This is a genomic window from Pseudomonas sp. HP_01 (assembly GCF_055284355.1).
Genome location: NZ_JBTOPV010000027.1, coordinates 39,069 through 56,000 on the forward strand (window position 1 = coordinate 39,069; position 16,932 = coordinate 56,000).

A 16,932-nucleotide genomic window follows, 5' to 3' on the forward strand; every position below is an offset into this window, starting at 1 on the left:
CGATGCAGATCGAAACGCCTTCCACCCCACCCGGCGGAACTCGCTCGCCTCCGCGAAGAGGACGGCGCATCGGTTCGCTGGCGCGGCGTCTGGTGCTGGCGACGCTGGCGTTCTGCGTGCTGTTCACTGCCGCGACGGTGCTGGTGCGTACATGGTTTGCCTGGAACACCAACCTGGCGAACATGAAAGCTGAACTGACCCTGATCGATCAGGTGTTCCAGGGCACGCTCTCCAAAGCCGTCTGGGAAATGGATGATCAGGCGTTGCAGACCCAGATCGACAGCGTGGCCACGGCAGCGCCGGTGGGCCGGGTCCAGCTGAAGATCCTGCGGCCCGGTCGCGCCCCGGAAATGCTGGAACGCCAGCACCCCGGCCACACCGGTTCGATCCGCGCCCCGACGCTGCATCGGGAATTGACCATCGCGCCCTACCCCGGCGCCCGCGAAGTGGTCGGCGAGCTGACCATCGAAGGCGACGAGAGCCTGCTGTGGAAACGCCTGTGGAAAGAAGTGGAGGTCATCATGCTGACCCAGATCATCCAGTCCCTGGCGCTCGCCGGGCTGATCATGGGGATGTTCAACCGCTCGGTGACCCTGCATGTACGGCGCATTGCCCGGCACCTTGAACACCTCACGCCACTCAACCTGAAAACGCGACTGACCCTGGACCGGCGCGGCAACGCGGGTGATGAACTCGACCTGCTCGAAGCGGGCGTCAACGACCTGCAAGACAAACTGGCCGCGCACCTGGAGCGTCAGGCCCACGATGAAGTCGCCCTCGCCGCCAGCCGCGACCAGCTCGCCGAACTGGTCGAGCAGCGCACCGCACAGCTCAAGGCCGCCAACACACGACTGGAAGCCCTGACCCGCTTCGACCCCCTCACGGGCCTCGCCAACCGCCGGCATTTCGACGAGTTCAAGGAGCTGGAATTCAACCGCGCCTTGCGTCATCGCCAGCCGCTGTCGGTGCTGATGTGCGACATCGATTTCTTCAAGCGTTACAACGACACCTACGGCCATGCAAAAGGCGATCAATGCCTGCGTGACGTGGCACTGGCCATGAGCGCGCTGTTCTCGCGCTCCGGCGAACTGGTGGCGCGGCTTGGTGGCGAAGAGTTCGCCGTGCTGCTGCCGGGGCAGGATGAGGATCAGGCGCTGGCTTCGGCTGATCGCCTGCGCAGCCTGCTGGCGCGGCAACAACTGGAACACAGCGCTTCACCGGTCTCGCCTTTCGTGACCTTGAGCATCGGCGTGGCCGAGCTCGATCCGGCGAACATGGAGCACTTCGATCAACTGCTGCAGAGTGCCGACCGCGCGCTGTACCGGGCGAAAAGCCAGGGCCGGGACCGCTGTGTAATCTGAACCGAGAGGAATGCCATGGGAAAAACTTACCTTCACCGCAGCGTTCTGGCCTCCTTCCTGATGCTGTTGGTGTGCCTGAACGCCAGCGCCACGACGCTGCAAGTGGTGACCGAAGATTCCTCATACAGCGCCCTCGAAGACGGCAAAGTGGTCGGGGTGGCCAGCGAAGTGGTCGAGATGACCCTCGCCAACGCGGGCATCACCGACTACCACATGGCGCTGTATCCCTGGGCGCGGGCCTACGACATCGCGCGGCTCGAAGCGAACGTGCTGATCTACCCGATGATTCGCAGCAGCGCTCGGGAGGGGCTGTTCAAGTGGGTGGGCGAGCTGGAACACGTCACTCCTACGTTTTACAAACTCCGCGAGCGCCGCGATGTGGAGGTCAAGGCCTTGCAGGACGCCAGCCACTACACCGTCGGCGTGGTGCGTGACGATTCGCGTCAGCAATACCTGGAGGGCAAGGGTTTCAGCAGGATGGTGGTGTCAGCCAATAACCTCGACAACCTGCGCAAACTGATCAGCGGCCAGGTCGAGCTGATTCCCATGCCCGAGCGCGAAGCGCGTGAGCAATGCGCCGATCTGAACTTCGCGTTCGAGGACCTGGAAAGCGTCTTCACCCTCGACGAACTGTCCAAAGGTTTGTACGTGGCCATCAGCGCCAGCACCCCGGACGAAACGGTCCAGCGAATCACCAAGGCCTTTGCCCGCCTGAAACAGGAAGGCACGGTCGATAGGGTCATCGCGGGGCAGTGAAAACAAGTACTCGCCACCCCCGCGAAAGCAGGTGTGAAGCCGCAGAAACCGACGGCCTGGCGCTTTCACAAATCCTTCACAATCGTTTTGGAAAACTCCGCGCGGTCTGTGCCGCCTACCCTCCCGGCAGCCATTGAACGACTCACCTGACGTCTCGGCCCCAAGGATGGAACTGCCTGATGCATCCGCACAGCAGGCACTGCGTGGTCCCTTATACGGAAATGAATTCGATGGTCAAACCGGTCACATCTACCCGTCTGGTGATGGTGTTCTCCCTGTGTCTCGTAGTGTTCTACAACCTGGCGACCTGGCGCGCACTGGTCGATCTGGCGCAGTTACAGGGCGTCAAAGCCATCGCGTTCTATGTGTCGTTTGCCTTCCTGCTGTGGGCCGCGATCACCCTGCTGCTCACGCCCCTCTCGTTTCGTCCGACGCTCAAGCCGGTGCTGAGCCTCGTCGCGCTGTGCTCGGCCGGCGCCGCGTACTTCATGAACACCTATGGCATCAGCATCGACACGACGATGATGCAGAACGTGCTCGAGACCAACCCCGGCGAGGCAGAGGCCTTGTTGAGCGGCAAGCTGTTTCTCTACCTGGGCCTGCTGGGCGTGCTGCCGATCGCGCTGATCTGGCGGCTGCCGGTGACCTACCGCCGCGTGCTGCCGGGGCTGGTCAACAAGGTGCTGGTCTGCGTCGGTTGTGTGCTGGTCATCGCCGCTGCGGTCGGGCCGTTTTATTCCACCTACGCGCCGATCTTTCGCGATGAAGACAAGCTCACCCACTTCATCAACCCGACCAATTACCTCTATGCCGTCGGCAAGCTGACCAAGCAGACCGTCGCCATCAAAGAGACGCTGAAAATCCAGACCGTCGGCGCCGACGCGGCGCTCGGCCCGCAAGCGCAACAGCGGCCGAAAAAGAGTCTGATGATCTTCGTCGTCGGCGAAACGGCGCGGGCCGACCACTTTTCCCTCAACGGCTACGGGCGGGAAACCAACCCGGAACTGAAGAAGCAGGACATTCTCAACTTCACCCACGTGGCCTCGTGCGGCACGTCAACCGCCGTGTCAGTGCCGTGCATGTTTTCGAAGTTTCCGCGCACTGATTACAGCGACAAGAAGGGCAAAACCTACGAGGGCCTGCTGGACATGCTTCAGCGCGCCGGCCTGAAAGTGGTGTGGCTGGACAACAACAGCGATTGCAAAGGCACCTGCCTGCGTGTGCCCCACCGTGATGTGCCGAAGAACCAGCCGAGCCCGTTCTGCGATGGCCAGAATTGCCTCGACGAAGCGCTGCTGGTGGGCTTGCAGGACTACATCGACTCGCTGCAGGACAACGCCATCATCGTCCTCCATTCTGATGGCAGCCACGGCCCGGAATACTACGACCGTTACCCCAAAAGCCTTGAGCACTTCACGCCCGTCTGCCACACCAATCAGCTGGGCAGTTGCACCTCCGATGAGCTGAAAAACGTCTACGACAACACCATTCTGTACACCGATCATTTCCTCTCGCAGACCATCGAATTGCTCAAGCGCAATCAAGACAAGGTCGACGCGTCGATGATCTACGTCTCGGACCACGGCGAGTCTCTCGGCGAGAACGGCATCTACCTGCACGCCGCGCCTTACGCCATCGCGCCGACGGCCCAGACCCACGTGCCGATGGTGATGTGGTTCGGCCACTCGACCCTGGAAGACGCCAGCGTCGATCGCCGCTGTGTGGCTGCCAAGCGAGACCAGCCGGACCTGAGCCATGACTACCTGTTTCATTCGGTGCTAGGCTTGCTCGGCGTCACCACCGCGGAATACCAGCCGGCGCTGGACCTCTTTCACAGCTGCAAACGCGACAAGGGATGAGCTGAGATGAACTGCCAGAACCCGGTGAGACAGCCTGACAAACCGGTGTTCTGGCGCGACCCGCAGCTGCCGTTCATTGAAGCGCGCTCCATTGAGGACGGGCGCAAGGTCTGCTATTCCCGTCACTCCCACGACGTGTTTTCCATCGGTGCAATCACCGCCGGGCAAAGCACGTACCTGCACGAGAAAACCACCCAGACCATCGCCACCGGCACCGTTGTGGTGATGAACCCCGGCGAAGTACACGCCTGTAATCCCATCGACGACCAGCCCTGGTCCTACCTGATGCTGTACATCGACGCACAATGGCTGGGCGCGCTTCAGCGCGACTGCGGGGTCAGCAACGGTGGCGTGTTCCGGGGTTATCCCGCCACCCACAGTCGTGACCCGCGGTTGTTCGCCGGGCTGGTGGAGCTCCATCGAATGCTGGTGGATTCCCGGCTGGACACGCTGGCGAAGCAGGCGGCTGCGGTAGGGTTTTTCACTCGGGTCGAACAGCGTCTGGGCGGCTCGACGCTGACGCTGAGACACACCAACCCCAAGGTCGAACGCGCGGCGCGTTACATCGATGCGCATTATCTGCAACCGATTCGGCTGGAGGACGTTTGCGCGGTGGCGAATCTGTCCGAGGCCTACCTGATACGTGCGTTCGAACAGCATTACCACATGACCCCGCACGCCTGGCTGGTTAACCGGCGCATCCAGCACGGCCAGGCGCAATTGCGCAGCGGCGAGCCCATCGCCGACATTGCCCAGCAGAGTGGTTTTGCCGATCAGGCGCACTTTCAGCGGGCGTTCAAAAAGCATCTGGCGGCCACGCCGGGCCAGTACAAGCCTTGATTGGGCAACGTTCGCCCAAATAACCGCGCTCAGACGTAAAACAGCGACACCGCGCAGCCTGCCAGCAGCGCCGCGATGCTGCGGTTGAACACGCGGATGCGCCGAGGGCTGCGCAGCCAGGGGCCGAGAAAGGCACCGGCACAGGCCCAGCAGCCAACCGACAGGTAGCACACGACGAAGTAGATCAGCGCAAACAGACCGATCAGTCGCGGCTCACCATCGGCCACGAACGCGCCCATCCCCGCCACCGCCGCCAGCCACGCTTTCGGGTTCAGCCACTGCATCGCCGCGCCATGGAGAAACGACGGTTCGCGGGTCGGTCTGGCGACGTCGATGCGGCCGTCGTCCATGGCCAGCTTCCACGCCAGGTAGAGCAGAAACGCCACCCCGGTCCAGCGAATGATCTCGGTCAGCATCGGGTAACGCTGCAACACTTCATGCAGGCCGAAACCGGTGAACAGCAGCAGCACGACAAAGCCCACCGTCGCGCCGAGCACATGGCGCAAGCTGGCGGCCAGGCCGAACTGCGCGCCTGAGCTGAGCGCCACGACGTTCACCGGCCCCGGCGATATGGACGCGGCCAGTGCGAACGCCGCCATGGAAATCATCAAGTTCATTGCACGTCTCACCCTTCAATGGCTGTCGGGCGAGTCTACGAAGTCCCGACGCGCCTGCGATTGAACAAAACTGACCAATCGCGACGGCGTGCTGATTCAGTCGTGGGCCTGGTCAGTCGTGGGCTTGGGAGAGGGGCCGCGCCACTTCTTCGAGGGATTTGCCTTCAGAGGCCACGCCCCAGATCGCCTGCACCACGGCGGCCAACAACATCAACGCGGCGCCGATCAGGTAGCCGAAAAACACCGGACCCCGCTCATGGGTGTCGATCAGTTCGCCAAACAGTGTCGGGCCGACGATGCCACCCAGCGCCGTACCGAACGCATAGAACACCGCAATCGCCAGCGCACGGATCTCCAGGGGGAAGGTTTCGGCGACGGTGAGATAGGCCGAACTGGCCGCTGCCGAGGCGAAGAAGAAAATGATCATCCAGGCGATGGCCTGCTGCGTGACATCCAGAACGCCCTGCTGGAACAGATAGCCGCTGAGGGTCAGCAAGACGCCGGAGACGGCGTAAGTCAGGCTGATCATCACCCGCCGCCCGACCACATCGAACAGCCGGCCCAGCAGCAAGGGCCCGCAGAAATTACCCAGCGCCAGGGGCAGCACGTACCAGCCGATGGAGGCCGACGGCACTTGATAGAACTCGGTGAGCACCAGCGCATAGGTGAAGAAAATCGCGTTGTAGAAGAACGCCTGGGCAGTCAGCAACGTCAGGCCCACCAGCGCGCGACGGCGGTAGGTATTGAACAGCGTATGGAAAATCTCTTTCAGCGGCGTGTGGTCCCGCGCGTGCAAACGCAACGGCGGGCCGACCGGCGCGGGTAGCTCGTGGCCCTGCTGGCGCAGGCGCTCTTCGATGCCCTCCACTATCGCCCTCGCCTCCTCGCCCTGGCCGTGAATCAGTAACCAGCGCGGACTTTCCGGCAGCCACAGGCGCATCAGCAGAATGATCAGACCGAGCACCGCGCCGATGCCGAAACACAGGCGCCAGCCCATGTCCTCGCCGACCCACGGGGCGTCCAGCAGCACAATGGAGCCGACCGCGCCCAGGGCCGCGCCGATCCAGAAGGTGCCGTTGATGGTCAGGTCGACCCAGCCGCGAAACCGTGCCGGCGTGAATTCCTGGATGGTCGAGTTGATCGCCGTGTACTCGCCGCCGATACCCATCCCGGTGAGAAAGCGGAACAGCAGGAAACTCCAGAGGCTGAAAGAAAACGCCGTGGCGGCGGTCGCGGTGATGTACAGCGCGAGGGTGATGAAGAACAGTTTGCGCCGGCCCAGACGGTCCGTCAGCCAGCCAAAGAACAACGCCCCCAGCACCGCGCCGCAGATATAAGCGCCACCGGCCAGACCAATGTCGGCGTTGGTCAGGTGCAGGACCGGGCTGTCTTTCAACGCTCCGGACACCGAGCCGGCCAGGGTCACTTCCAGCCCGTCGAGCAACCAGGTGATGCCCAGCGCAAATACCAGCAACGTATGAAACCGCCCCCACGGCAGACGATCGAGTCGGGCGGGAAGATCCGTTTCGAACACCGCCCCTTTGGTGTCTGCCGCTACTGCCTGCACGCCGCTGATCGCCATGACTCGTCTCCGTGGATCGGAAGTGATCTGTGGGTTCAGAGTTCGCGGTGAGCGCGGGAGTTCAGCGGGCTGTTGGATCGGCCTTTCAACCACGCCTCTGGAGAGAAGAAGCGCAGCCCTCCGAGCACGTTCGTCCACAAGGGATGTGTTTGCCTTGCGACAGTGGAAGCGCTGGCCGGCTAGGCCCGGTGCGCCAACGCCGTCGCCAGGCTCTGCTCCAGCGGCAACACCGGCAGCAGCGTCGCCTGATAGGCGTGGTAAAGGTCCGGCTTGCCAGCCCAGATGTCGGCGCTGGGTTTGTTTTGCGGGTTGAGCTCGTGGCGCCAGCTGCCGTTTTCGAGGTCGATGAACAGCGTCTCGCTGAATTCCCAGAACGTCCGGTACCAGTCTTCGTATTGCTGCTCGTGGGTGCGTTGCAGCAGTGCGGCGGAGGCTGCGGCCGCTTCGGCGTGGGTCCAGTGCAGGCGATGGCGGACCACCGGGCGGTTTTCCCAGTCGAGGGTGTAGACGATCCCCGGCTCACCATCGACGTCCCAGCCATAGCGGCAGGCGTTTTCGAATAAACCGCGAGCGTCTTCCAGCAGCCAGCCCGGCGTTTCCAGCCCTGCTTTACGCCGCGCCGCTTCGAGGTGCAGCACCAGCCGCGCCCACTCGAAGGCGTGACCGGGCGTCGTGCCATAAGGGCGGAAACCGTCGTCGGGTTTGTCGGCGTTGTAGTCGAACATTGGCTGCCACTGCAGGTTGAAATGTTCGATCACTTGATGGTCATTGCCGGCGGCGTGCTGATGAATGACCCGATCGACGATGCTCAGTGCCCGATCCAGCCAGCGGGCATCGCCGGTGACGTCGGCCAGGGCAAGGAACGCCTCGGTGCTGTGCATATTGCTGTTGGCGCCGCGATAGGGTTCTTCGTTGCTCCAGTCGCGGTCGAAGGATTCGCGCATGGCGCCTTCCTCCTCACTCCAGAAGCGCCCGGTAATCACCTGAATCGCTTGCTCCAGCAATGCCTGTGCGCCGGGGCGTCGGGCGACCACTGCGGAGCTGGCGGCCAGGGCAACGAAGGCGTGCAGGTAGGCGTTCTTGCCGGTGTCGGCGCTGTGTTCCAGGGGTCTGGCGAACCAGCCGCCATGCTCGGCATCACGCAATGGCCCGGCCAGCGCCGCGATGCCGTGGTCGACCAGCGCGGCGCAGCCGGGAATACCGTTGATGTGGGCCATGGCGAAACTGTGGGTCATGCGGGCGGTGTTCATGGTTTCGGCGACGGCATCGGCGGGGAGCCGACCGAGGTCATCCAGATTGCCGAAGCCTTGGGGCAGCTTCGAGGCCTTTGCAAACGCCAGCAGCCGATTGCCCTCTTGCATCAGCCAGGCCTTGTGACCCGGGGAGCGCAGCCAACTGCTGAAATCGCGATTCACGTCATCCATTGCCCTTCACCTATCTCGTCGGCAGGTTCGGCCCGCCAGGAATTATTAGTCGGGGCGAATCATGCAAGCCGAGGGCAGCGACAGGCAAGTGAATGAGGTGAAAGGGTGCCGTTCTTAGCCTGTTCCCGGCTGAAGCCGGTCCTACCGGGAAGGCGTCACACCGCAAAACTGAGGCCGCTCACACCGGCCTCTTCCCGGCTAAAGCCGGTCCTACTACCGGGAAGCCTTTGAACCCAGCCATTAAACCCTAAAGCGCGTCACCACTTGATTCAATTCCGCCGCCAGCCGGGACAGTTCGTTGCTGGACGCGCTGATCTGGTTGGCACCGGACGACGATTGCATCGACAGGTCACGGATGTTGACGATGTTGCGGTCCACTTCCCTGGCGACTTGCGCCTGCTCTTCGGCAGCGCTGGCGATGACCAGGTTGCGCTCGGAAATTTCGTTGATCGACGTGGTGATCCGGTTCAGCGACTCGCCGGCGCCCTGGGCAAGACCCAGTGTTTCAGTCGCGCGGGAGCGGCTGACCGACATCGATTCCAGCGCCTCGGTGGAGCCGCTGCGCATGGTGGTGACCATCTTGTCGATTTCCAGGGTCGACTGCTGGGTGCGGTGGGCCAGTGCGCGCACTTCATCGGCGACCACGGCGAACCCGCGTCCGGACTCGCCCGCCCGGGCGGCTTCGATGGCGGCGTTCAGCGCCAGCAGGTTGGTCTGCTCGGCGATGGAACGAATCACGTCCAGCACCTTGCCGATGTCCTTGGACTGATCGGCCAGGTTCTGCACCAGATCCGAGGTGTGCTGCACGTTGCCGGACAGGGTCTGGATCGAAGTGACCGTCTCAATGACGCGGCTCTGCCCGTCGCGGGCCGCGGTGCTCGATTCGCTCGACGCCTGGGACGTCGACACCGCGTTGCGTGCGACTTCCTCGACCGCCGAGGTCATTTCGTTCACCGCCGTGGCGGCCTGTTCGATTTCGGCGTTCTGCTGGTGCAGGCCGCGATGGCTGTCTTCGGTCACCGAATTCAGCTCGGTGGCGGCCGATGCCAACTGGCTCGCCGAATTGCCGATCAGGCTCAGGGTCGAGCGAAGATTGGTTTGCATCTGCTGCAACGCGCTCTGCAACCGGGTGACTTCGTCGCTGCCTTCAACGCGAATGTCGTGGGTCAGATCGCCCTTGGCCACGTATTCGGCGGCATCGACCGCTTCCTGCAGCGGCCGCACGATACTGCGGGTCAGCCAGACCGCCAGCACCACGGTGGCCAGCGCCGCGATCAGCACGAACACCAGCACCACGTTGCGAGACTTGCCGTACTGCGCTTCGGCGGCGGCGCCTTCGAGTTCGACCTGATGGGAGTAGAAATCGCCGAGTTCGCCCAGCTGAGAACCGGAGTTGTCGACGGCAGTCTTCATGTCCACCAGCAGTAATTTGTTCAGCGCCTTGAGATCGCCGCTCTCGGCGAGCACGAAGGACTGGGTCAGACCGCGCTGATAATCGGCCAGGGTCGCGCGGAACTTGCCGTACAGATCTTTCTCTTCCGGGGTGTCGATGAAGGTGTCGAGGCTGGCAAGTTTTTCGCCGAGGATCTTCGAACGCGCGTCCATCTGACCTTTGTAGACGCCGATGTTTTTAGGATCGGCGTCAAGGGCCACCCGCAGGGAAATCGTGCGGATGCGCAGCATGGCTTCACGGATGTCGTTGACCAGACGCATGCTCGGCATCCAGTTGCTCTCGACCGCCACCTCGCTCTGGCGAATCGTCGACATCTGGCTCAGGGCGAACCAGCCGAGCAACGCGACCAACAGGGAAATCAGGGTAAACCCAAGGCCGGCGCGGCGGGCGATGGTCAGGTTGCGTAGGCTCATGACGGTTGGCTCATTGTTGTAGGGGCGGGACGCAAAGTCGTCGTATGACTACCGCTTATCGACATGGCCGCCGGGTTCTTGAGCCGCCGACCCATGAAGAATCCGAACGCCTGTTCGAGAAAACATCGAACCCCGCCCGCTTGAGCGGTCTAGACCCTTACGCCCGATAACACATTTAAGCGGAGGTGAATCATGCATCTGGAAGGTTCCTGCCATTGCGGCGCCGTCGAATTCAGCCTGACAAGCGCCCATCCCTACCCCTATCAACGCTGCTATTGCTCGATCTGCCGCAAAACCCAAGGCGGCGGCGGTTACGCGATCAACCTGGGTGGCGATGCGAAAAGCCTCGCCGTCAAAGGCAAGGACAGCATCGCCATCTACCACGCCAAGATGCGTGATGCAGACGGTCACCAGACCCACATCAGCAGCGCCGAGCGGCACTTCTGCAAACAGTGCGGCAGCGGGTTGTGGTTGTTCAGCCCCGAATGGCCCGAGTTGATTCACCCCTTCGCATCGGCCATCGACACGACATTGCCCACCCCGCCGGAGCACACGCATTTGCTGCTGAATTCCAAAGCGCCGTGGGTTGAAGTGGCTGCTGGGCCGAATGACCAGCAATTCGAGGAATATCCCGAGGAATCGATCGCCGACTGGCACGAACGGTTGAAGCTGACTCAATAGCCTGGCGCGGCGAAATGACCTCAGGTTTCGGGCGCTCCTCTCGCAGTTAACGCATACGGAGCGCCCGCCCGACCGACCACTGGTTAATTCCCTGAACCTCTCACCTGAGGACCGACTCCCAACTGAAAGCCCATAAGCCCAATAAAAACCCACAAGGAAGCGCACATGCCCCTGCATCGAGTCGCCACCCTGACCGAGCTTCATCGAGACCGCGGTCTTCAGGTCGAGTTTGGCGAAACCAAGGCGCTGCTGGTTCTGCACGGCGACGAAGTCCGCGCGTTTCAAGCCTTCTGCCCCCACGCCGGTGCGCCTTTGGCGGACGGCGCCATTTGCAATGGTCACCTGATCTGCCCCTGGCACAAAGCCGAGTTTTCCATCGACGACGGCCACCTGTGCGAACCGCCCGCGCTGGACGCCCTTATTCGTTACCCCGTTCAACTCATCGATGGTCATGTACACGTTGATGACCAGCCCGTCACAGTTCATAGGCCGACGCTGGCCGAAGACAGCCGCTGTTTCGTCATCATCGGCGCCGGCGCGGCGGGCATCGCGGCCGCCTGCGCGTTGAGGGAGAAAGGCTTCAACGGTCAGTTGCTGCTCATCGACAGAGAGGCGGCGCCGGGCTACGACCGCACCGCCCTTAGCAAGTTTGTGCTGTCCGCCGAAATGGGAACCGACGAGATCCCTGCCCTGCGTGACGACGCGTTCTACCAGAACAACCGCATCGAGCGGGTTCACGGCGAAGTCATGAAGATGGACGTTATGAACAAGCGCGTGACCCTGGCGGACGGGCGCCGCTTTGACTACGACGCGGCGCTGGTCACCACCGGCGGCGAGCCGCGGGCGTTGTCGCTGGCGGGCGCTGATCTGCCCCAAGTGCTGACGTTGCGCAGTCGCGATGACGCCAGCCGGATTCTTGCGGCGGTCCATCCCGGCAGCCACGCGCTGATCGTCGGTGACAGTTTTATCGGGCTGGAAGCGGCGTCGGCGCTGCGCACACAGGGCGTGAACGTGACGATTCTGGCCCACCACGAGGTTCCATTTGCCGGCCAGCTGGGCGAACGCATCGGCAAGGCGCTGCGTGCGCTGCATGAGCAAAACGGCGTGTTGTTCCGAACCCACGTCGACGTCAGTCGTTTCGAGGGCGTGGAACGGGATGGCAATCAGGTGCTGCAGGCAGCGGTGCTCAGCAACGGTGAGCGGCTGCAGGTGGATCTGGCGCTGGTCGGCGTCGGCGTGAACCCTGTGACGCATTTCATCGACGGCGTTCAGCTTGAGGAGGACGGCTCACTGGCCGTCGACGACGGCATGCGTGCGGGCAAGGATCTGTGGGCGGCGGGCGATATCGCCACCTTCCCTCTTGACCAGCAGCCGCGCCGCATCGAGCACTGGCGCCTTGCCCAACAGCAGGCACGCATCGCGGCGGGCAATATGCTCGGCGAAGACCGGCATTACACCGACGTGCCGTATTTCTGGACCTACCAGTTTGAAAAACGCCTGGATTGCCTCGGCTTCGCGAAAGACTGGGACGACATCGTCTACCTCGGTGAACCGGAGCGTTTCGACTTCCTGGCGCTGTTCTTCAAACAAGGCCTGGTGGCGGCCGTGGTCAGCTGTGAGCGCGAACGGCCCATGGCGATGCTCGCTGAACGCATGAAACAACCGCTGTTCAAAGATGAAGCGCTGATGCTGATCAACCAGATCGACGATTAAGCACGCACTTCAGAATCCTTCATTTATCCGCACACCGGAGGGCGCCATGCCTGATAAAGAGTCCAACCGCGAAGACCTCGACCACAAGCCTGAAAACGCAGGCAAGGTCGGCGAGGAACACAAACGAGCCAATCAAAGCGGTGAACAGCAGCGGCCGCCGGAAACGGAGCATCCGGCAGACTCTACAGACGCCAAGCCCTGATACAGCGGCATCAGCCGCGGCTGGTTGCCTGCTGGCGTTGGCCCCGCTGCTTTGAGCAGCGGTCGCTGGCAGGCTCGGCAGCCTTGTCCACCTTCAGCCACCACGCCTCGCCCCGGCTCGGGTACTGCACATAAAACGGCTGACCCATCTCAGGCGTGGTGATGGAAATGCTGCGGTCCCACGCCAGGGCGAGAATCCGGTCGAACGGCTCGTGCCAGGCGTGCATGGCCAGGTCGAAGGTGCCGTTGTGGATCGGCAACAGCCATTTGCCGCGCAGGTCGATGTGCGCTTGCAGCGTCTCTTCAGGCTGCATGTGCACGTCCGGCCAGTCCTCGTTGTAAGCGCCGGTTTCCATCAGGGTCAGGTCGAACGGGCCATAGTGCTCGCCAATCAGCTTGAAGCCGTCGTGATAACCGGTATCGCCGCTGAAGAAGATCCGCTGATCGCCATCTAGCATCACCCACGATGCCCAGAGCGTCTGATTACCGTCCCGCAACGTCCGACCCGAAAAGTGCTGCGCCGGCGTTGCCACAAAGCGAATGCCATGGATGTCCGTCGACTGCCACCAGTTCAGCTGTTGAACCTTGGCCGCCGGCACGCCCCACTCGATGAGCGTGTCCCCTACTCCCAGCGGCGTGATGAAATGCTCGGCCTTGTCCTTGAGCACCTGAATGGTCATGTGATCAAGATGGTCGTAATGGTTGTGGGACAGGATCACGGCTTTCAGCGGCGGCAGGTCTTCAAGACGGATCGGCGGCTGGTGGAAGCGCTGCGGACCGGCCCACTGCACCGGCGAAGCACGGTCAGCGAAAACGGGGTCGGTGAGAAAGTATTCACCGCGCAGTTTCAGCAGCACGGTGGAATGGCCGAGCCGGTAGACCGTGTTGTCGGGCGCCGCGAACAGCTGCTGGCGCGACAGCGGCTGAACCGGGATCTCCCCGGCCGGGCGAGTGTGGTGGGGTTTGTTGAACAGGGCGTTCCAGAAAATGCGCAGGGTTTTGAGAACGCCTGAGCGCGCCATCGGCTTGTGATTGAAATAGCGACCTTCGCGCCGAGTCAGGACGGGCAGCGCAGGATGTGAATCAAGGTTTTTTTCGATCGAGGCCATGAGGGTGCTGACTCCATGAAACGGGTGAAGGTGGCGATGCGCGAGCTGCAAGCTGCAAGCTGCAAGCTGCAAGAGCATGGCGTACGCCTTGAGCTTTCGCTTCGGCTTTAGCTTGAAGCTCAAAACTTGTAGCTTCCAGCTGCTCTTACACTACACAGTGTAGTTTCAAGCTTGCACGATGGGCAAAGAGAAGTAAACTGCGCGGTGTAATTTTCTCGCCGGCTGACTTCGTTGCCCGGCTCACCTCACAGAAGAGACCCCATGACTGCCCCACTGCGACTGACCGACCGTAAACGCGAAGCCATTGTTCAGGCGGCCATAGCCGAGTTCCGCGACAATGGTTTCGAGGTCACGAGCATGGATCGCATCGCCGCCCGGGCCGAGGTCTCCAAGCGCACGGTTTACAACCACTTTCCCAGCAAGGAAGAGCTGTTCTCCGAAATGCTCCATCGCCTGTGGTCCAGCGCCGCGACGCAGACCGATGCGGTGTACAAGCCCGGCGTGCCGCTGCGCGATCAATTGCGTGAATTGCTTGACGCGAAAATGAAGACCCTCGGCGACAGCAATTTCATCGACCTGGCGCGAGTGGCCATCGGCGCGACCATTCACTCACCCGATCGCGCGCAGGTCTGGGTCAGCCGACTCAATCAGCGCGAAGAAACCTTCACCGTCTGGGTGCGCGGCGCCCAGCAGGACGGCCGCCTCAAGGCCGTCGAGCCAGTGTTCGCCGCGTCGCAGATCCATGCGCTGCTCAAGGCCTTTGCGTTCTGGCCGCAAGTTACCCTCAACGAGCCCCTGCTCGCGCCAGACAAGCAGCGCGAAGTCGTCGAGTCGGCACTCGACCTGTTCCTCTGCTGGTACGAAATCCCGCTCGATAAATCCCGGATCCAGTAACGCCCGTTAACCCATGGCCGCCGTGACGCGCTCAACGATCTGCCGGCGAGCGAGCAAGCCTTGCATGGCGCGATCGGTGGCGACGGCGAGGATATTCGCCGGTGCCGTGTCCGGTCGGCCCGAATCGTAGGGCGGTGCCGGCGCGTACTCCAATTGCAGCTGAATGGTCCGGGACGTATCCGGATCAAACACCTCGCTGATCAGCGTCAGTGCAAAATCGATCCCCGCCGTCACGCCGCCACCGGTCATGAGGTTGCCGTCCCGCACCACGCGCTCGTGCACCGGAATCGCGCCGAACTGTTCCAGCAGTGAATGAGACGCCCAATGAGTGGTGGCGCGGCGGCCTTTCAACAGCCCTGCCGCGCCGAGTACCAGCGCGCCGGTGCAAACCGAGGTTACGTATTGCGCCGTGGCTGCCTGATGCTGAATGAACGCCAGGGTCTCGGCGTCTTCCATCAATGCATCGACGCCTACCCCGCCCGGCACGCAGATCACGTCAAGATCAATGCAGTCGTCGAAGGTCGCGGTAGGGACCAGGGTCAGGCCGGTGCTGGACTGCAGCGGCTCGAGGTTTTTCCAGACCAGATGCACGACCACGCCGGGCATGGTGGCGAAGACATCGTAGGGACCGGTCAGGTCCAGTTGCTGGACTTTGGGGAATACCAGCAGGCCGATATGCAAGGTCATGGTGTGCTTCCTTAATCTAAAAGTGATTCATCTGACGGTATGAAATGCCGCTGCCGAGGCGGCTTCAGGTCAGCGACTGGACGAAACCACTGTAGCGAGCTAGCCTCTGGCGGATACGCCATAAAGCCAACAATTCACGCCAATTTTCATTGCACTTTTCACAACGAGCCTGCCATGCCCCATCAGCCCAAACCGGTTCATGTTCTGGCCTTTCCCAATGTTCAATTACTCGACGTCACCGGACCGCTGCAGGTGTTTGCCGCGGCCAACGTCATGGCCCACGAAGCCGGTCTGAAAAAAAACCCTTACCGGCCCGAGGTCATTGCCCGCGACCTCGGCAGCGTGGTCTCTTCCGCCGGTCTCGGACTGCTCACTCAACCGCTGCCGTCCACGCCGTCGGACACGCTGATCATCGCCGGCGGCGGCGCGGTGCACACCGCAATGCTGGACCCGGTTCTGGTGGACTGGGTGCGAACGCAATCGGCCAGTGCCCGGCGCGTGGCATCGGTGTGTACCGGCGCATTTTTGCTTGCCGCCGCCGGCGTGCTGGACGGCCATCGGGTGGTCACCCACTGGGACAGTTGCGACGAACTGGCGCGGCGCTTCCCGCAACTGCGCGTCGACCCCGACCCCATCTTCATCAACGAGGACAAACTGTGGACGTCGGCCGGGGTGACGGCAGGGATCGATATGGCGCTGGCGATGGTCGAGGCGGATCTGGGCCGCGATATCGCACTGGCCGTCGCGCGGGACCTGGTGGTGTTTCTCAAGCGCCCGGGCGGGCAATCGCAGTTCAGCACGGCGTTGTCGATGCAACACCAGACCCGCGATCAAGGCAGCCGCTTTGGCGACCTGCATGCGTGGATTCTGGAAAACCTGGCCAGCGACCTGTCAGTCGGCACGCTGGCGGCGCAGGTCGGCATGAGCGAACGCAGTTTCGTCCGCCACTACCGCGCCCACACCGGGAACACCCCGGCGCGAGCGATCGAGCAACTGCGCGTCGAAGCAGCGCGGCGTCTGTTGGGGGACAGTGCGCTGCCGATCAAGCGCATCGCCGACCGCTGCGGTTTCGGCACTGAAGAGACATTGCGGCGCAGCTTCATGCGTGCGGTGTCGGTGACGCCCCAGGCGTATCGGGAGCGGTTCACTGCGGCATGAAGCGGTTGAATCTGAGTGTTGATCATTGCAGATGCTACTGACCAAGAATATCCACTGCAGGAGCGGGGGGGGGGGGGGGGGGGGGGGGGGGGGGGGGGGGGGGGGGGGGGGGGGGACCCCGCCGCCGGGGGCCCCCCGCCCCCCGCCGCCGCGCGGGACGCGCCCGCCGACAAGCCCGCGCGCC

15 protein-coding genes and 1 pseudogene are annotated in these 16,932 nt (G+C 62.7%); 9 read left to right on the plus strand and 7 right to left on the minus strand.

All coding sequences use genetic code 11. The features are described from left to right. Window positions 1–2: 2 nt before the first annotated feature. The 4 genes from ACYAR8_RS15970 to ACYAR8_RS15985 all read left to right on the plus strand — a co-directional run bounded on the left by ACYAR8_RS15970 (window position 3) and on the right by ACYAR8_RS15985 (window position 4,816). Window positions 3–1,361 carry a GGDEF domain-containing protein gene (locus ACYAR8_RS15970; RefSeq protein WP_083398891.1) on the plus strand — a complete coding sequence of 453 codons (1,359 nt, stop codon included), beginning with the start codon at window positions 3–5 and terminating at the stop codon, window positions 1,359–1,361. A gap of 15 nt (window positions 1,362–1,376) precedes the next feature. Continuing rightward, the gene (locus ACYAR8_RS15975) at window positions 1,377–2,117 is read left to right on the plus strand and encodes a substrate-binding periplasmic protein (protein ID WP_074893461.1); all 741 of its coding nucleotides are present in this window, start codon (window positions 1,377–1,379) and stop codon (window positions 2,115–2,117) included. 230 nt (window positions 2,118–2,347) lie between these two features. Then, window positions 2,348–3,976, plus strand: coding sequence for a phosphoethanolamine transferase (locus ACYAR8_RS15980; RefSeq protein ID WP_463580402.1), 1,629 nt, complete (start codon window positions 2,348–2,350; stop codon window positions 3,974–3,976). Window positions 3,977–3,982: 6 nt separating this feature from the next. Next, window positions 3,983–4,816 (plus strand): AraC family transcriptional regulator, encoded by an 834-nt coding sequence (locus ACYAR8_RS15985; protein WP_463580403.1) that lies wholly within the window; start codon window positions 3,983–3,985, stop codon window positions 4,814–4,816. A 29-nt stretch (window positions 4,817–4,845) separates the two neighbouring features. Here ACYAR8_RS15985 and ACYAR8_RS15990 read toward each other — a convergent pair whose 3' ends face one another. The 5 genes and pseudogenes from ACYAR8_RS15990 to ACYAR8_RS16010 all read right to left on the minus strand — a co-directional run. Continuing rightward, window positions 4,846–5,433, minus strand: coding sequence for a LysE family translocator (locus tag ACYAR8_RS15990; protein ID WP_463580404.1), 588 nt, complete (start codon window positions 5,431–5,433; stop codon window positions 4,846–4,848). A 112-nt stretch (window positions 5,434–5,545) separates the two neighbouring features. Beyond that, window positions 5,546–7,015 (minus strand): MFS transporter, encoded by a 1,470-nt coding sequence (locus ACYAR8_RS15995; RefSeq protein WP_463580405.1) that lies wholly within the window; start codon window positions 7,013–7,015, stop codon window positions 5,546–5,548. Between the two features lie 179 nt (window positions 7,016–7,194). Continuing rightward, window positions 7,195–8,439 (minus strand): D-mannose isomerase, encoded by a 1,245-nt coding sequence (locus tag ACYAR8_RS16000; RefSeq protein ID WP_108120010.1) that lies wholly within the window; start codon window positions 8,437–8,439, stop codon window positions 7,195–7,197. 240 nt (window positions 8,440–8,679) lie between these two features. After that, window positions 8,680–9,543 carry a methyl-accepting chemotaxis protein gene (locus tag ACYAR8_RS16005; protein WP_425438911.1) on the minus strand — a complete coding sequence of 288 codons (864 nt, stop codon included), beginning with the start codon at window positions 9,541–9,543 and terminating at the stop codon, window positions 8,680–8,682. Then, a pseudogene (locus tag ACYAR8_RS16010) lies at window positions 9,538–10,305 on the minus strand (MCP four helix bundle domain-containing protein); the annotation flags it as partial. The gene ACYAR8_RS16005 and the pseudogene ACYAR8_RS16010, both read right to left, overlap by 6 nt. 192 nt (window positions 10,306–10,497) lie before the next feature. Between ACYAR8_RS16010 and ACYAR8_RS16015 the strand changes: the two are divergent. The 3 genes from ACYAR8_RS16015 to ACYAR8_RS16025 all read left to right on the plus strand — a co-directional run bounded on the left by ACYAR8_RS16015 (window position 10,498) and on the right by ACYAR8_RS16025 (window position 12,901). Continuing rightward, complete coding sequence (locus ACYAR8_RS16015) at window positions 10,498–10,986, plus strand: GFA family protein (protein WP_108120008.1); 489 nt, start codon at window positions 10,498–10,500, stop codon at window positions 10,984–10,986. A gap of 165 nt (window positions 10,987–11,151) precedes the next feature. After that, the gene (locus tag ACYAR8_RS16020; RefSeq protein ID WP_463580406.1) at window positions 11,152–12,699 is read left to right on the plus strand and encodes an FAD-dependent oxidoreductase; all 1,548 of its coding nucleotides are present in this window, start codon (window positions 11,152–11,154) and stop codon (window positions 12,697–12,699) included. A gap of 46 nt (window positions 12,700–12,745) precedes the next feature. Then, a complete protein-coding gene (locus ACYAR8_RS16025) occupies window positions 12,746–12,901 on the plus strand; it encodes a hypothetical protein (RefSeq protein ID WP_175514223.1) in 156 nt (51 codons plus the stop codon). A gap of 10 nt (window positions 12,902–12,911) precedes the next feature. Here the strand turns inward: ACYAR8_RS16025 and ACYAR8_RS16030 are convergent, their stop codons facing one another. Then, window positions 12,912–14,009: an MBL fold metallo-hydrolase gene (locus tag ACYAR8_RS16030; protein WP_463580407.1), complete on the minus strand. Its 1,098-nt coding sequence runs from the start codon at window positions 14,007–14,009 to the stop codon at window positions 12,912–12,914. Between the two features lie 261 nt (window positions 14,010–14,270). On the opposite strand from ACYAR8_RS16030, the gene ACYAR8_RS16035 reads away from it, so the two are divergent. Next, the gene (locus tag ACYAR8_RS16035) at window positions 14,271–14,903 is read left to right on the plus strand and encodes a TetR/AcrR family transcriptional regulator (RefSeq protein WP_074893443.1); all 633 of its coding nucleotides are present in this window, start codon (window positions 14,271–14,273) and stop codon (window positions 14,901–14,903) included. A gap of 6 nt (window positions 14,904–14,909) precedes the next feature. Here ACYAR8_RS16035 and ACYAR8_RS16040 read toward each other — a convergent pair whose 3' ends face one another. Continuing rightward, window positions 14,910–15,590 carry a DJ-1/PfpI family protein gene (locus ACYAR8_RS16040; protein WP_074893441.1) on the minus strand — a complete coding sequence of 227 codons (681 nt, stop codon included), beginning with the start codon at window positions 15,588–15,590 and terminating at the stop codon, window positions 14,910–14,912. 174 nt (window positions 15,591–15,764) lie between these two features. On the opposite strand from ACYAR8_RS16040, the gene ACYAR8_RS16045 reads away from it, so the two are divergent. Next, window positions 15,765–16,748 carry a GlxA family transcriptional regulator gene (locus tag ACYAR8_RS16045; protein WP_463580408.1) on the plus strand — a complete coding sequence of 328 codons (984 nt, stop codon included), beginning with the start codon at window positions 15,765–15,767 and terminating at the stop codon, window positions 16,746–16,748. The last annotated feature ends 184 nt before the right edge of the window (window positions 16,749–16,932 follow it).